Origin of the sequence: Paraburkholderia bonniea, assembly GCF_009455625.1 — a bacterium.
In the GTDB taxonomy this organism is placed as follows: Bacteria; Pseudomonadota; Gammaproteobacteria; order Burkholderiales; family Burkholderiaceae; genus Paraburkholderia; species Paraburkholderia bonniea.
This window is the reverse complement of the sequence record NZ_QPEQ01000002.1, coordinates 787,721-803,640: the sequence shown is the minus strand read 5'-3', so window position 1 is coordinate 803,640 and position 15,920 is coordinate 787,721. Positions and strand designations below refer to the sequence as shown.

The 15,920-nt window shown below is 60.0% G+C and carries 14 protein-coding genes; 12 read left to right on the top strand and 2 right to left on the bottom strand.

Features of this window, described 5'->3' with window-relative positions:
* Positions 1 to 31: 31 nt before the first annotated feature.
* The 9 genes from trpB to GH656_RS17180 all read left to right on the top strand — a co-directional run bounded on the left by trpB (position 32) and on the right by GH656_RS17180 (position 9,773).
* A complete protein-coding gene (gene trpB / locus GH656_RS17220) occupies positions 32 to 1,225 on the top strand; it encodes a tryptophan synthase subunit beta (protein ID WP_153077241.1) in 1,194 nt (397 codons plus the stop codon).
* Between the two features lie 77 nt (positions 1,226 to 1,302).
* On the top strand, positions 1,303 to 2,121 hold the full coding sequence (locus tag GH656_RS17215) for a DNA-methyltransferase (protein WP_246184360.1): 819 nt from the start codon (positions 1,303 to 1,305) through the stop codon (positions 2,119 to 2,121).
* A gap of 81 nt (positions 2,122 to 2,202) precedes the next feature.
* Positions 2,203 to 3,018 carry a tryptophan synthase subunit alpha gene (trpA, locus tag GH656_RS17210; protein WP_153077239.1) on the top strand — a complete coding sequence of 272 codons (816 nt, stop codon included), beginning with the start codon at positions 2,203 to 2,205 and terminating at the stop codon, positions 3,016 to 3,018.
* A gap of 72 nt (positions 3,019 to 3,090) precedes the next feature.
* Positions 3,091 to 3,963 carry an acetyl-CoA carboxylase, carboxyltransferase subunit beta gene (accD, locus tag GH656_RS17205; RefSeq protein ID WP_153077238.1) on the top strand — a complete coding sequence of 291 codons (873 nt, stop codon included), beginning with the start codon at positions 3,091 to 3,093 and terminating at the stop codon, positions 3,961 to 3,963.
* Entirely contained in the window at positions 3,956 to 5,296 is a 1,341-nt protein-coding gene (folC, locus tag GH656_RS17200) for a bifunctional tetrahydrofolate synthase/dihydrofolate synthase (RefSeq protein WP_153077237.1), read from the top strand. Before accD ends, folC begins: the two co-directional genes overlap by 8 nt.
* Before the next feature lie 51 nt (positions 5,297 to 5,347).
* On the top strand, positions 5,348 to 6,163 hold the full coding sequence (locus tag GH656_RS17195; protein WP_153077236.1) for an SPOR domain-containing protein: 816 nt from the start codon (positions 5,348 to 5,350) through the stop codon (positions 6,161 to 6,163).
* 7 nt (positions 6,164 to 6,170) lie between these two features.
* Positions 6,171 to 6,665: a CvpA family protein gene (locus tag GH656_RS17190; protein ID WP_153077235.1), complete on the top strand. Its 495-nt coding sequence runs from the start codon at positions 6,171 to 6,173 to the stop codon at positions 6,663 to 6,665.
* Positions 6,666 to 6,788: 123 nt separating this feature from the next.
* Complete coding sequence (gene purF, locus GH656_RS17185; RefSeq protein ID WP_153077234.1) at positions 6,789 to 8,336, top strand: amidophosphoribosyltransferase; 1,548 nt, start codon at positions 6,789 to 6,791, stop codon at positions 8,334 to 8,336.
* A 243-nt stretch (positions 8,337 to 8,579) separates the two neighbouring features.
* Positions 8,580 to 9,773, top strand: a complete 1,194-nt coding sequence (locus GH656_RS17180; protein ID WP_153077233.1) for an O-succinylhomoserine sulfhydrylase — start codon at positions 8,580 to 8,582, stop codon at positions 9,771 to 9,773.
* An 80-nt stretch (positions 9,774 to 9,853) separates the two neighbouring features.
* On the opposite strand, the gene GH656_RS17175 is transcribed toward GH656_RS17180, so the two are convergent.
* Entirely contained in the window at positions 9,854 to 10,642 is a 789-nt protein-coding gene (locus tag GH656_RS17175) for a helix-turn-helix domain-containing protein (RefSeq protein ID WP_153077232.1), read from the bottom strand.
* A 40-nt stretch (positions 10,643 to 10,682) separates the two neighbouring features.
* A complete protein-coding gene (locus GH656_RS17170) occupies positions 10,683 to 11,024 on the bottom strand; it encodes an FKBP-type peptidyl-prolyl cis-trans isomerase (RefSeq protein ID WP_153077231.1) in 342 nt (113 codons plus the stop codon).
* A gap of 155 nt (positions 11,025 to 11,179) precedes the next feature.
* Between GH656_RS17170 and GH656_RS17165 the strand changes: the two genes are divergently transcribed.
* The 3 genes from GH656_RS17165 to GH656_RS17155 all read left to right on the top strand — a co-directional run bounded on the left by GH656_RS17165 (position 11,180) and on the right by GH656_RS17155 (position 15,895).
* Positions 11,180 to 11,992: a histidine kinase gene (locus tag GH656_RS17165; RefSeq protein ID WP_246184352.1), complete on the top strand. Its 813-nt coding sequence runs from the start codon at positions 11,180 to 11,182 to the stop codon at positions 11,990 to 11,992.
* A gap of 147 nt (positions 11,993 to 12,139) precedes the next feature.
* Positions 12,140 to 13,492, top strand: a complete 1,353-nt coding sequence (locus tag GH656_RS17160; protein ID WP_153077230.1) for a hemolysin family protein — start codon at positions 12,140 to 12,142, stop codon at positions 13,490 to 13,492.
* Positions 13,493 to 14,275: 783 nt separating this feature from the next.
* Positions 14,276 to 15,895 carry a methyl-accepting chemotaxis protein gene (locus GH656_RS17155; RefSeq protein WP_153077229.1) on the top strand — a complete coding sequence of 540 codons (1,620 nt, stop codon included), beginning with the start codon at positions 14,276 to 14,278 and terminating at the stop codon, positions 15,893 to 15,895.
* Positions 15,896 to 15,920 lie beyond the last annotated feature (25 nt).

The window sequence follows — 15,920 nt, the reverse complement described above, 5'->3', positions numbered from 1 at the left end:
TTTGGTTTTCGCCCACTGAGATGGGTTCGACATGTACAACTTCCCCGATGAACAAGGCCATTTCGGCCAGTATGGCGGCCGGTTTGTGGCCGAAACGCTGGTTCACGCACTCGATGAGCTGCGCGAGGCTTACGAAAAATGCCAGCAAGATCCCGCCTTTATCGCCGAATATGAATACGAATTAAAGTATTTTGTCGGCCGTCCCTCCCCTGTTTATCATGCCCGGCGCTGGAGCGAGACGCTTGGTGGCGCGCAGCTGTTTCTAAAGCGCGAGGACCTGAACCACACGGGCGCGCACAAGATCAACAACGTGATCGGCCAGGCTTTGCTGGCAAAGCGCATGGGCAAATCGCGCGTCATCGCAGAAACTGGCGCAGGCCAGCACGGCGTGGCGACTGCCACGATTGCCGCGCGCTTTGGCATGGAATGCGTGATTTACATGGGCGCGGAAGATGTGCGACGCCAGGCGGCCAACGTCTACCGCATGAAGCTGCTGGGCGCGACCGTGGTTTCGGTCGAATCCGGTTCGCGCACGCTGAAAGATGCGATGAACGAAGCGATGCGCGACTGGGTGACCAACGTTGAAAGCACGTTTTTCATCATTGGCACGGTGGCTGGGCCGCATCCTTATCCGATGATGGTGCGCGACTTCCAGCGCGTGATTGGCGACGAATGCAAGGTGCAAATGCCCGAACTGGTGGGGCGTCAACCAGATGCCGTGATCGCTTGCGTTGGCGGTGGTTCGAACGCGATAGGGATTTTTTACCCGTATATCGACGAGCAATCGGTGCAATTGATTGGCGTTGAAGCAGCGGGCGATGGCCTTGATACCGGACGTCATGCCGCATCGCTCACCAGGGGCCGCCCTGGCGTGCTGCATGGCAATCGCACGTATTTGCTGCAAGACGGCGATGGCCAGATTATCGAAACCCATTCGGTTTCTGCCGGGCTGGATTATCCGGGTGTCGGGCCCGAACACGCGTGGCTCAAAGACAGCGGCCGGGCGCAATACGTCTGCATTACCGACGAAGAAGCGCTCAAGGCGTTCCACGACTGCTGCCGCATCGAGGGCATTATTCCTGCGCTCGAATCCAGCCACGCGTTGGCCTATGCCGCCAAACTTGCCGCCACGCTGCCTAAAGATAAGTACCTGCTGGTCAATCTTTCGGGCCGGGGCGACAAGGACATGCATACGGTGGCCGAGCGATCGGGCCTGGCGCTCTGAGCGGCGCTCCGATGCGCGACGAGTTCGATCCGCTTCAGCTAGTTCAGCCAGCCGCGCCGGCTTCGGCTGCCTCCACCATGCAGGCTGAGGATGGCAGCGCTGGGCCTGGCCAGGCGCTGCCCGCAGGCATTACGCTGCTGAACCGCAATTTTCTGACTGATGTGGTGAATCTGCCGGATGCGTCGATTGACCTGATCCTGGCTGACCCGCCGTATGGGCTTGGCAAGGATTACGGCAACGATTCCGACATGCGTTCAGGCGAGGATTTTCTTGCGTGGACGCGGGCGTGGCTCGAGCTGGCGATTCCCAAGCTCAAGCCAAGTGGCTCGCTCTACGTGTTTTGCACCTGGCAGTACGCACCGGAAATCTTCAGCTTCCTGAAGACCCAGCTCACGATGGTGAATGAAATCATCTGGGACCGGCGCGTGCCGAGCATGGGCGGTACGACCCGGCGCTATACCTCAGTGCACGACAACATTGGTTTTTTTGCGGTGTCGAAAGCGTATTACTTCGATCTCGATCCGATCCGAATCCCCTACGATGCCGTCACAAAGAAGGCGCGTTCGCGTAAGTTGTTCGAAGGCAGCAAGTGGCTGGAGCTGGGCTATAACCCGAAGGATGTCTGGTCGGTGTCGCGCCTGCATCGTCAGCACGCCGAGCGGGTCGATCACCCCACGCAAAAACCACTCGAAATCATCGAACGCATGGTGCTGGCAAGCTGCCCGCCAGGCGGCCGTGTGCTCGATCCCTTCATGGGCAGTGGCACCACAGCGGTAGCCTGTGCGCGCCAGCAGCGCGAATTCGTCGGCTATGAAATTAACGAAAGTTATTGCGCGATAGCGCGTGAACGCGTCAATGCAGTTAGGCGAGGTGAACGAGGTGAGGCGGGCGACTGATTCCGCCTCACAGTCTCATTTTCTGATTGCTAGGCCTGGTTAGCGTGATCCGTGCTGTAAACCTATTTTTGAGAAAATTCCATGTCCCGTATCAAGAACACATTTGCGGCTTTGGCCGCGCAGGGCAAGAAGGGCCTGATTCCCTTTATGACGGCGGGTGACCCAGACCCCGCGCGGACCGTCGAATTCATGCATGCACTGGCGGCCGGTGGTGCTGACGTGATTGAGCTGGGCGTGCCGTTCTCTGACCCGATGGCGGATGGGCCCGTGATTCAGCAATCGTCCGAACGCGCGCTGGCGCGCGGCACCACGCTGCTTCGTGTGCTGGCCGATGTGAAGCGCTTTCGTGAGCGCAACGACACCACTCCGGTGGTGCTGATGGGCTATGCCAACCCGATTGAACGCATGGGCGTTGAAGCCTTCGTGGTGGCGGCGCGGGACGCGGGGGTCGATGGTGTGCTGGTGGTGGATTACCCGCCCGAAGAATCCATCGAGTTTGCCCAGCATATGCGTGCGGCCGGGCTTGACCCGATTTTCCTGCTGGCACCTACTTCGAGCGTTGAACGGATCGCGGCAGTCGGCAAGATTGCGAGCGGTTATGTGTATTACGTTTCGCTCAAAGGCGTGACGGGCGCGGCAAATCTTGATGTAGCGAGCATCGCGGGTAAAATCCCGGCCATCAAGGCGCATGTGCCGCTCCCGGTGGGCGTTGGTTTTGGTATCCGTGACGCTCAGACAGCACGCGCGGTGGCGGAAGTTTCTGATGCCGTGGTGATCGGCAGCCGGATCGTGCAGTTGCTGGAAGCCGCACCGCCCGAGACTGCGGCGGACACGCTGACGCACTTTATTGCCGAAGTTCGTGAGGCCATGGATAGCCTTAGCCCATCACAATCTTAATTTTGCCGTCCGTGTTCAGACGGGCTGGGCCTTTGCCCGGTCTGTCTGGCGCGGACTTTTGAAGGAAGCGCTATGAGCTGGCTCGATAAACTGCTACCGCCGAAGATCAAGCAAACTGATCCGAAAAGTCGCAAAAGCATTCCGGAAGGGTTGTGGATCAAATGCCCGTCGTGTGAGGCGGTGCTGTACCGCAACGACGTTGAAGCCAACCTGCATGTTTGCCCGAAGTGCGAGCATCACATGCGAATTGGTGCCCGTGAGCGGCTTGATGGCCTGCTTGATCCCGAAGGGCGTTACGAAATTGGTCAGGAAATCCTGCCGGTCGATGCGCTGAAATTCAAAGATAGCCGCAAGTATCCCGACCGCTTGAAAGACGCCATCGAAGACACCGGCGAAACCGATGCGATGGTGGTGATGGGTGGAGCGATTCACACTTTGCCGGTGGTGGTGGCCTGCTTCGAGTTTTCGTTTATGGGCGGCTCAATGGGGTCTGTCGTGGGCGAGCGCTTTGCCCGCGGTGCCCAAAACGCGCTTGAGCAGCAAGTGCCTTTCATCTGCTTCACCGCGTCAGGCGGCGCGCGGATGCAGGAGAGTTTGCTGTCGCTGCTGCAGATGGCGAAAACCACCGCAATGCTGACCAAGCTGTCGGACGCCAAATTGCCGTTTATCTCCGTGCTGACTGATCCGACGATGGGTGGGGTATCGGCGAGCTTCGCCTTCCTTGGCGATGTGGTGATTGCTGAGCCGAAAGCGCTGATTGGTTTTGCCGGCCCGCGCGTGATTGAACAGACCGTGCGGGAGAAGCTGCCGGAAGGCTTCCAGCGCGCTGAATTCCTGCTGACTAAAGGCGCGGTGGACATGATCGTTGACCGCCGCCAGTTGCGCGCTGAACTGGCACAACTGATGGCGCTGTTGACGCGCCAGCCTGCTGACGCTGTTGCCTGATGCCCGAACTTTCCCCCCCGCTTTTCCGACGCTTGAGGCGTGGCTGGCTCATCTGGAATCGGCGCATCCGGTTGGCATAGATATGGGCCTGACGCGTATCGGGCGCGTGCGCGATGCACTTCAGCTTGATTTCGCCTGCCCGGTCATCACGGTTGGCGGCACGAATGGCAAAGGATCGACCTGCGCCATGCTCGAAGCGATTTTGCTGGCGGCGGGCTATACCGTGGGCTGCCATACCTCGCCGCATTTGTTGTCGTTTAACGAGCGGGCCCGGGTGAATGGGCAAATGGCGAGCGATGCCGATTTGCTACCGCATTTCGCCGCCGTGGAAGCGGCCCGGTTGAGCCTGCCTGAGCCCGTGTCACTGACGTATTTCGAATTTACGACGCTGGCGATCATGCATCTTTTCGCTGCGCGCGGGCTGGACGCGGTGATCTTCGAAGTGGGGCTGGGCGGGCGGCTGGACGCGGTGAATTTGCTGGATACCGATTGCGCGATCATCACCAGCATCGACATCGACCACACCGAATATCTCGGTGAAACACGTGAGCTGATTGCGGCTGAGAAGGCGGGCATTTTCCGCCCGGGCAAACCGGCGATCTGCGCCGATCCTTTGCCGCCACAGTCACTGATTGACTATGCGCAAAGCATCGGTGCCGAACTATGGCTCTTCGGGCGCGACTTTCGTTACGAAGGGCAGGCTGGTAGCGAGCGCCAGCAATGGAGCTATATCGGCCCGACGTTGCGGCGCTCCGCGCTGGCCTATCCCGCGCTGCGTGGTGCGAATCAATTAATTAATACTTCGGCGGCGCTGGCGGGGCTCGAAGCGCTGCGTGAGCGTTTGCCGGTATCGGCCCAGGACATTCGTCTGGGACTGGCGCGGGTGGAGTTGCCGGGGCGTTTTCAGGTGTTGCCTGGCAAGCCGTCAGTGGTACTGGACGTTGGGCATAATCCGCATGCTGCTGCGGTGCTGGGTCAAAATCTCGGCAATATGGGGTTCTTTCCGTACACCTACGCAGTATTTGGTGCCATGCGTGACAAAGACCTCGCCGGTGTGATTGCACATCTGAAGGGTGAAATAGACCACTGGTGTGTCACCGCGTTGCCAACCACGCGTGCGGCCACGGCGGCCGAACTCGAAAATGCGCTGCATGATGCTGGTGTTAACCCGAAGGCCGACGAGACGAATGGCAGCATCAAGGGTTTCGCATCGCCGGCGGAGGCTTTTCAGGATGCGCTAAGCCGGGCGTCTGAAAATGATAGAATCGTCGTTTTCGGCAGTTTCCATACGGTAGCGGGTGTCATGGCCTACCGTAAATCGCAGCAAAATTAATCAAACGCTTAACCCACCGCCCGCGCGCTAGCCTCGAATCTCAAGTCATTCATGGGACTTTTCTCCTCCAGCAAGAAAGACGGCGAGTCTGTCCGGCGCGGCAACCGCACTGGCGGTGGCTCGGACGCACGTAGTGAGCGTGTCGAGCGGCGTACCCGGCGAACCGATGCAGCAAGCGAAGCTGATGCCATGCTGCTCGATCCCACCCTCCCTGAAAAGCAGCGTGCGCGGCGGCGTCTGGTTGGTGCCATTGCGCTGGTCGTCGCGGCCGTGGTGATCTTGCCGATGGTGCTCGATTCCCATCCGAAGCCAGTTACCGCAGATATCGCCATTGATATTCCCAGCCGTCCAGCGGCCAAAGCCGTAGCAGCCGAAGAAGCCCAAGCCGCTAGCGACGACAGCGCCGCCGATACTGAACCGGGCACCGGGCCGCAAGCGCTCGATGAGGCGGCAAGCAGCTCAGCTACCCCGGGCTCCTCCCGAACTTCCTCACCTCACACTTCTCCGGCTGTGGTTTCGCCTGATGCGAATGCCCACCCGGCGAACGCGTCTTCAGCTGCACCAGCCAAGTCCGCTACAAAAGCCACTCCTCAAACCGATCCGGGTACGCCCGTATCGCCACCGGGCAGCCGTTTTGCGGTGCAACTCGGTTCATTTCCTGACGAAGCGAGCGCCCGCGACTGGGCCACCAGGCTCAAGGCGGCAGGCGTCCCCGCTTATATCGAGCGCCGCAAACAGGCGGATGGTTCGACCCGGACCCTGTTGCGCGCAGGCCCTTTTGCCGATCGCGCAGCAGCTTCCGCTGTCATTGCCAAGGTTCGTGCAGCGGGTTTGACGCTAGGCGGGAATAACGAGGCAGCACGGTAAGCCAGCGATGTTGACGCTCTTCGACTACGCTGTAATGGCGGTCATTGGTTTATCGGCGTTACGTGGCACGTGGCGCGGTTTTCTCTCAGAGATTTTTGGCCTGATTGGCTGGGTGGCGGCGTTTTTATTGGCCTGCCATTTTGTCGGTTGGGTGGTGCCATTTATTCCGGCCACGTGGCCAGGCGGCGCATTAACTCAATGGCTGGTTGCTTTCGCGCTGATCGTAATTGGCGTGGTGCTAGTGGCTGGCGTGGCCAACGCATTGCTCGGCCGGCTGGTTCAGGCCACGGGTTTGAGCGGCGTCGACCGCTCACTGGGTTTGATGTTTGGCTTTGTGCGAGGAGTAGTGCTGGTGCTGATTCTGGTCGCCGTTGCGGGCCTGACTGAATTACCCCAGCAAACCTTCTGGCAAAACGCGTTGTTGCGGCCCTATGCCGAACAAGGTGTGCATGAACTGAAACCGCTGCTACCCGATACCCTCGGTGCCTATATCCGTATGTAGCGGAGGCTGGATGTGCCGGGTGTGCCGAGTATGCTCAGGCAGCGTAGTGCAGGACATCCACGGCCTAGCCCCCATTTTGGGTCTGGTGCTCGTGACGAATTTCGTTCCTTTGAAGGACATGCCATGTGCGGCATCGTAGGTGTAGTTTCCCATTCCCCCGTCAATCAGCTGATTTATGACAGCCTGCTGCTGCTGCAGCATCGCGGCCAGGACGCAGCGGGCATTGCGACAGCGGATGGCAGCAATTTTCATATGCACAAGGCCAATGGCATGGTGCGCGACGTGTTCCGCACGCGCAACATGCGCGGCTTGCCTGGCACAACGGGTATCGGTCAGGTGCGCTATCCGACTGCCGGGTCGGCCTCCAGCGAAGAAGAAGCCCAGCCGTTCTACGTGAACGCGCCATTCGGCATCATCCTCGCTCACAACGGCAACCTGACCAACTGGCGGCAGCTCAAGGAAGAAATGTTCCGGGTCGACCGCCGTCACATCAACACCAGTTCCGATTCCGAAGTGCTGCTGAACGTGCTGGCGCACGAGCTGCAATTGTCTAGTTCGGGCTTGCAGCTTGATCCGGCGGCGGTGTTCAAGGCGGTGTCCGGGGTGCATCGGCGGGTCCACGGGTCGTATGCGATTGTGTCGCTGATTGCCGGTTATGGGCTGCTGGCGTTTCGTGACCCGTTCGGCATCCGGCCGCTGTGTCTGGGCAAGCAGGAAACCGCTAACGGCATCGAATGGATGCTGGCATCGGAATCGGTGGCGATTGAAGGGATTGGCTTCGAATTCGTGCGTGATGTGGCACCAGGCGAAGCCATTTTCATTGATATCGAAGGCAACTTTCACACGCAGCAATGCGCGCTGAATCCCAGCCTGAACCCGTGCATTTTTGAACTGGTGTATCTCGCCCGGCCTGATTCAGTGCTGGATGGCGTGCCGGTGTACAACGCACGGCTGCGCATGGGTGACTACCTTGCGGAAAAAATTCAGCGCGAGTTGCCCGGCGTTGAGATTGACGTCGTGATGCCGATTCCAGATTCGTCACGTCCTGCCGCCATGCAGGTGGCGGCCAGACTGGGGGTGGAATACCGCGAGGGATTTTTCAAAAACCGTTACGTGGGCCGCACCTTCATCATGCCTGGGCAGGCTGTGCGCAAGAAATCTGTGCGCCAGAAACTCAACGCGATGGGGATCGAATTCAAGGGCAAGAATGTGCTGATTGTCGATGACTCGATCGTGCGTGGCACCACTTCCCATGAAATCGTGCAGATGGCGCGCGATGCGGGAGCGAACAAGGTGATCTTTGCCTCCGCTGCGCCGCCCGTTAAATTCCCGAATGTTTATGGCATCGACATGCCGACGCGCGGCGAACTGGTGGCCCATGGCCGCACGAATGAAGAGGTGGCAGCGATGATCGGCGCGGATCATCTGGTGTATCAGGACGTCGATGCGCTGAAGCAGGCCGTGCGTGATACCAATCCGATGCTCAAGGACTTCGAGGCCTCGTGCTTTGACGGCCATTACGTCACCGGCGATATCACGCCCGAGTACCTGGACCGGATTGAAAGCGCTCGTATGACACCTTCCGCGCAATCCGACCGTGACTCCGCGAGCGACGAACTGGACGGCGGCACGACCCGCTCGCAACTGCATCTGCAACTGTCGGTGGAGTGAACCCGGCACGCATGTTAGGCTTGCCGTTCGCGTCGATTTGACCTCAGCTTGCGGACGCGGGGCAACCCAAAACGGCTAAAGCGAACGGCGTGACTGATGTGTCTGTGATGTCCGTGCCGCCGCTGCTGCTGTTTTAGCAGTCGTTGTTCCCGCTTGTGAAGCCCGCCTGAGCCTTGCGCCACGCGGGCTTTTTTCTTGACGAGGCGCTTGGCGTCTCCCTGACTACTGAAACGGAACACGTATATGGACGACTCTCTTAATTTCGATACTCTCGCTGTTCGCTCCGGCACGTTGCGCAGCGAATTCAATGAGCATTCCGAAGCCATTTTCCTGACGTCGAGCTTCTGTTTTACCAGCGCCGCTGAAGCGGCTGAGCGTTTTAAAAATTCCGAAGATTTCTACACCTACTCGCGCTTTACGAATCCCACCGTGACGATGTTTCAAGACCGTCTGGCCGCGCTCGAAGGCGGTGAGGCCTGCATGGCGACGGCCTCGGGTATGAGCGCGATCATGTCGGTGGTGATGTCGGCGTTGCAGGCGGGCGATCATCTGGTGAGCTCGCGCAGCCTGTTCGGTTCAACGCTGGGGATGTTTTCGCAGATCTTCACCCGCTTTGGCATCACGACCACCTTTGTCGATCCCACCGATCTGAACGCGTGGAAAGCCGCCGTGCAGCCTGAAACCAAAATGTTCTTTCTTGAAACTCCGTCCAATCCGCTGACTGAAATCGCGGATATCGAGGCGATTGGCAAGATTGCGAAACAGGTGAATGCGCTGTTCGTCGTCGATAACTGTTTTTGCAGCCCGGCTTTACAGCAGCCGCTGAAGCTCGGTGCTGACGTGGTGATGCATTCCGCGACCAAGTTTCTGGATGGTCAGGGCCGGGTGCTGGGCGGTGCGCTGGTGGGCTCGCGCCAGTTCATCATGGAGAAAGTGTTTCCGTTCGTGCGCAGCGCGGGCCCTACGTTGTCAGCGTTTAACGCGTGGGTGCTGTTGAAGGGTATGGAGACCTTGTCGTTACGGGTTGAGCGGCAGTCCGCGAATGCGCTGGAAATCGCGCGCTGGCTCGAAGCGCATCCGGCGGTCAAGCGTGTGTTTTATCCGGGGCTCGAATCACATCCGCAATATGCGATTGCCCAGCGTCAGCAAAAAGCGGGCGGCGCGATTGTGTCGTTCGAGCTGCATGGCGATAGCCCCGAGGCGCAGCGTGCGAATGCATGGCGTGTGATCGACGGCACGAAAATCTGTTCGATTACCGGCAATCTGGGCGATACCCGCACCACGATCACGCATCCCGCGACCACGACACATGGCCGCATCGCGGCGGAGGTGCGTGAGGCGGCGGGGATTACCGAGGGGCTGGTGCGGCTGGCGGTTGGGCTGGAAAGCCCAAGTGATATCCGGGCTGACTTGCAACGCGGCCTGGGTGCTGGGTAACCCATGCGCGGGTAAAACGTGTGCGGGCTTGGCGGCCGGCGGGTGGGGCAGGGCTAAGCCCGGTCTGGCAGCGTGCGCTGTCAGTCTGTGCCGGGCCCAGTGCGCCACTGGCCAGGCGCGAGGCCAAAGCGCCGCGAAAACGCATGCGTGAACGCGCTTTGGTCGCTAAAGCCGACGCTTAGCGCGATATCGGTTAATGGCCGGGAAGGTTCATTCAGCAAAATAATGGCCGTGTCGAGCCGCAGACGTTGCAGATAACGATGTGGCGTTTCGCCAAAGGCTTCGATGAACAGCTGATGGAAACGGCGCAAGCCAAAACCGCAATGGCTGGCCAGATCGGCAATCCGTAGCGGCTCGGATAAATGGGCTCGCAACCAGCGGTCGATGCGGGCGAAATCGAGGCCCGCATGTAGCGCCGCCGTACTTTGTATGCTGCTGCCATCGCTGATGATGGCTGCGCTCAGGCGAGCCGCAGCGTTCCAGTTAAAGCGTTGTGGTTGTTGTAGCGGCCGCGCAGGCGGCAGGCCCGCGCTGAGCATGGCAATGTCCCGCACGAGCGCGCCAAGCGGCGCATTCACTGGAATCACACGGGCCCGCTCGAATAAACGTTGCGGAATCGCCAGCGACGCGGCTGGCAGATCCAGCACCAGTTGCCGGTTGCTCCCGAGCCCCGCGTATTCGTGCCGCGCACCCGCTGGAATAAGCCATGCCGAACGGCTGTCGAGCAACTGCCCGACGCCTTCAACCGCCATCGCCATCGCACCATCCAGCCCCAGCACAATTTGATGGAAATCGTGCACGTCCGAGGCTTCAGTTGCGTCATAGCAGCGCAATGAAACCTGAGGGGCGGTGACGGCGGCAGAGTTCATGATTCAGCCAGTGAGCCAGTGAGCAAGGACAGCGCTGGCTTTAAGCCTCAAGCAGTTCGACTTCGAACACTAGCGTGGCATTCGGTGGAATCACACCGCCCGCGCCGCGTACACCGTAGCCGAGGAGCGGTGGAATTGTCAGTCGCCGCACGCCACCGGTTTTCATGCCTTGCACGCCTTCATCCCAACCCTTGATGACCATGCCGCCGCCCAGCACAAAAGCAAAGGGCTCGTTGCGGTCTTTGCTTGAATCGAACTTCTGGCCGTCGGTCAGCCAGCCGGTGTAATGCACGCTGACGGATTGGCCCGCACAGGCTTCCTTACCCGTGCCCTCCGTGAGGTCTTCGTATTTCAGGCCGGAATTAGTAGTGACGATGGGCATGTGCCGCTCCTTGAGACAAGTTAGATAAAGGCGGTATTGTAGGCGGGTTGCGCTTCTCCTGGCGGGGCTCAAACGCTTTGGTCCATCCCCGCTCCGGTTCTCCGGATTTCCTCGTTTCCCGTTGCTTCAGATTCAGATAAAGGCTGGCTACTATCGTGACCTTGTTTTCTTCTGCAGGCGATGCGGATGCCGCTCGCCTTACCGCGCTACGTTGTGCCGAAACAGCGTGGTTCATGCGGGATCATGTGCTGGGGGTCATGTCGCATGATTTGCGCGGGCCGCTAAACGCGATTCACAGCTGGGCGTATGTGCTCGAACGCAAGCTGGCGTCGAGCGATGCCGGGGCTCAGCGTGCGCTCGATGGCATTCGTGCCGGTGTTGAGCAGCAACTCAGCTTGCTGGAAACCCAGGTTGACGCCACGCGTGCCGCAACCCGCACGCTGACATTACGGCGCACCACGTTGGCGTTGCCGTCATTGCTTGATGAAACGGTGGCTGCGGTGCGCGTAGCGCTGGCCGATGCCCGCCAGGTGGAACTGGAGATCGACACGGCATCGCTGGGCGCAGAGATCACGCTGGATGGTGACCGCGAGCGTCTGGCGGCTGCGCTCTGGCTGATGCTGGTGTTTGCCGTTGAATCGAGTGCGAGCGCGGCACAGGCCAGGCTTAGTGTCACGGCGGATGCTGGGCAAGGGTGTGTGACGGTGCGTTTTCGGGCGACGCCCGGGATGCTCGACGCCAGCACGGTGCCGCATGTGCTCGAAGCCCATGCGCGTCAGCAAGCACTTGAGCCGCTCGAAGCCGGGCGGATTGCATGGGTGCTCGCGCTGTGCCAGCGTGTCGCGCTCGCGCATGGCGGGCGTTTTGAGCAGCAGGTTGAGGTGTCTGAGGTGCCTGAGGCCTCTGATGAGGCTGAGGCCGCTGGCACACCTGCTGCGCTGCGCTTGTGGTTACCACTCGCGGGGTAACGGCCCGCAGCGCCGCATTTCCCTTCGTTTTGCCGATGTTTGGCAGGCACTAGCAGCACGTGCTGACTGTGAGACGCAGCACCTTTGCTTTCAGCGCGCTGGCTGCGGCCTCTATACTGAGCGCTTTCGTTTTTGGAGTTTGACGTCTTGGCCCAGGTCTTTGCCCTTGTTGGTGCGCTCTTATTGGTTGCGCTAAATGGTTTTTTTGTTGCCGCTGAATTCGGGCTGGTGAAGCTGCGGCAGACCCGTGTCAAGGCGCTCGCACGCAAGCACGGCATTCGCGGACGTGTGCTGCGTAAAGTGCACGGCCACCTCGATGCTTATCTATCGGCTTGCCAGCTCGGCATTACGCTCGCTTCGCTGGGGCTGGGCTGGATCGGTGAACCGGCTTTCGCCAATCTGCTGACGCCACTGTTGTCGTTGCTAGGCATCGAATCAGAAAAACTGGTCCACGGTATTTCGCTGTTTTTCGCGTTTTCGTGCATTTCGTTTTTGCACATCGTGGTGGGTGAGCTGGCGCCTAAATCGCTGGCGATCCGCCAGGCCGAAAAAATCTCGCTCTGGATTGCCCCGCCGCTGTACGCGTTTTACTGGGCGATGTATCCGGCGATCTGGGTGCTGAATTCGAGCGCGAATGCGGTGCTGCGCATGGCCGGTCTGGCCGGTGGACATGGCGGCGATATGCATTATTCGACCGATGAATTAAAGCTGATCTTGCGTGGCCGCCGCACGGGTGTTGTGAGTGAAATTGGCAGCGCGAGCGGCAGTGGTGATGCCTACAGCCAGGACGAATGGAACACGATCGCGCATTCGCTCGATTTTTCGAAAATGACCGTTTCGGACTTGATGCGGCCGGCTCATGAAATGGTCGGCCTGCGTAGCGATGTGCCGCTGGGCGACAACATGCAGGTGATCGCACGGCATCGCTTTAGCCGTTATCCGCTGTTCGAGGATGCTTCGGGCGAGCGGGTGGCCGGGATGATTCACCTGAAAGACCTGCTGCTGGCGCGTCATGCAGGCAGCACGCCTGACGAGCTGACGAAGTACGTGCGTCCCGTGCAATACGTGAAGCCGAGCATGCCCGCGCTGGAGCTGTTCCGGCGCTTTCGCAAAGGCGCGCCGCATTTCGCGCTGGTGGGTCACAAGAACGCCAAGCCAATCGGGTTTCTGACGCTGGATAACTTGCTGGGCGCGCTGGTCGGGCAGATTCATGACGAGTTTCGCCAGGGCGATGCCGACTGGTCGCGGATGGACGATGGCACCTTGATGGGCAAGGGTAGCTTGCCGGTGGTGTCACTTGAACGGGCGCTGGGCATTGATATCGACGAAGGCCAGGCGGAGTCGGTGGGTGGGCTGGTGATTCAGGCGTTGAGCGACTTGCCGGTGGAAGGGCAGCGCGTGGCGTTTGAGCGCTTCGACATCGTCGTGAAGAAAATGCGCGGGCCGCGCATCGTGCTGGTGCGGGTCTATCCGAAGGCGTTCGAGGATGAGGGCGGGTGAGGGTAGGGGCGGGTTCTGAACTCATTTCACAGCAGCTTCTTAAATAGCCTCCTTCACGGGAGGCTTTTTTTGGTGCGCCGAGCCATGCGCAACAGCTTGGGGGTGCAAGTCCCCTGTTCGGTTTGGTGAGACGAGGGATTAGCGAGACTCCCGGTGGGGCGGCCGTGGTAGCGGTAATTCACTTTGGTTTGGCGGATGCCTGAATGAGCCTTGCCTGCGCGGCGGATCAAGCTGCTGCTTCACCCTTGCCGCTGTAATTTGGTCGCTGCGGTCTTGTGGACACCCATCGGTCAACCCCGACCCCAACGGCCCCGACGCACAAGCTTGTCTCCGGCATGCTCATCGACGCTGGCGATCCATTCGTCAGCAAGCAGATCGCGCGTTGTGCCGCGCAGGCATTTGCGCGCACGCGACCAACGGTCGCACCGCTGCCGCGCTAAAGACAATCGTAATCTTGCCGTTAAGCATTAACCATGCACGAGCAATGCGTTTGTCGAACTGCACGTTTTGTAAAAGCCGATTCCTCATAAGTGGCAGTGGCTTCAGTTGTGACGCACGCCCGGCGAGCGTGTCCTGATCGAGGCCTTTAAAAGCCCATATCAATCTTGTCTGCCCCGGAGCGGGATCTTTCGCGTCGGCTTCGGCAAGCACCGGGCACCAGGCACTAGACACCCCAGGCACTCGTCACATGCCCGCTGCCGGCAAAACGTCTGTCGCACGACCGCACACGCTGCTCGATAAGCCTGCTCCCGTATTTGTAGACCGTCTCGGATACCCAGAACGATGCGCAACAATCAGCCTGTCACCCAGCACGAACACACGATTCCGCTCAATCGGACGCTTGTGTCAGTGACCGACCAGAAGGGCCGCATCACCTATTGCAACCGGGCATTCATCGAAGTCAGCGGCTTTGCCCGCGAGGAACTACTTGGTCAACCGCACAACATCGTTCGTCACCCGGACATGCCGCAAGAAGCCTTCCGTGACATGTGGGAGACCTTGCAGACCGGCTTGCCCTGGAGCGGGATGGTCAAGAACCGGCGCAAGAACGGTGACCATTACTGGGTCCAGGCCAATGCCACGCCGATGATGGATGGTGAGCACATCACTGGTTTTCTTTCGGTGCGCAGCATTCCTTCGCGCGAGGCGATTGTCGCGGCTGAGCGTTTATATGCGGCTATGCGCGACGAGGCCCGGGCTGGCAAGAAAAAACACATCCTGCGCCGAGGGGAAGTCTTGCGTCACGACTGGCTAGGGCGCGCCCGCCGGGCCTTGACGTTGGGCATGGAGGGCAAGCTGCTATGGGCCCAACTGGGCGCGGCCGTGGTGATCGTCGCGCCGGTGGTACTCGGCATGCCGCTATCACTCACCCTGGTGGCGGCTGTTGTGGCGATCTCGCTGACGTTCTGGCATACCCGCTCTTTAGCCGTGAAACCGCTGAATGCGCTCGTGGCCGACGCGAACCGCATGGCGGCAGGTGACCTGTCGCGTCCGGTGACAACTGGTTCAAGCGGTGCGCTCGGGCGAGTGCAGCAGGCGTTGATGCAGATGTCGGTCAATCTGCGAACCGTCGTGCATGACGTGCGCGAAGAGGTCAAGCCGCTGCGCACGGCGATTCGGGAAATCGCCGCAGGTAACAACGATCTGTCCGCTCGCACGGAGTCGCAGGCCGCGAGTCTGGAGCAAACCGCCGCTTCGATGGAGCAGATCAATGGCACGGTGCAACAAAGTGCTGATGCGGCTGCGCGTGGCGCTTTGCTGGCCCAGGACACGTCGCAGGTCACGATTCAGGCGAATGAAGCGGTACAAGCTGTGGCTGAAACCATGGAGGGAATCGCTGGTTCAGGGAAATACATCAATGAGATCGCGCATTTGATCGAAGGCATTGCCTTTCAGACCAACATCCTCGCGCTGAACGCCGCGGTCGAGGCCGCCCGGGCGGGTAGCGCGGGTCGAGGTTTCGCGGTGGTTGCCTCCGAGGTTCGTGCTCTGGCGCAGCGCACTTCCGCCGCGACGAAGGAAATCAAGCTGCTTCTGACGGATTCGGCGCAGCGTGTCACGTTAGGCCGCGAGCGCACGATTGACGCACGAGAGCGCATGAAGGACGTGCTTGCCGCGGTGGTCAAGGTCAGCACGGTGCTCGACGAAATTAGCGCCGCTGCGGTGGAGCAGCGCTCCGGTGTCACCCAGATCAGCGCAGCGGTGATGCAGATGGATTCGGTGACGCAGCAAAACGCGGCGATGGTGGAAGAGCTGGCGGCAGCGGCCGGGTCACTGAAAGATCAGGCTGAGGAAGTTAGCAATTCGATGCAGTTGTTCCGTCTCGAACGCCGTGAGCTTTTGCTCTCCCAGATTGATGCTGTCGAGCTGCGCCGGGATGCTCAACTCGCGTTGGAGAACTGAGCGCAGGTCTTCGAAAATGCTATCG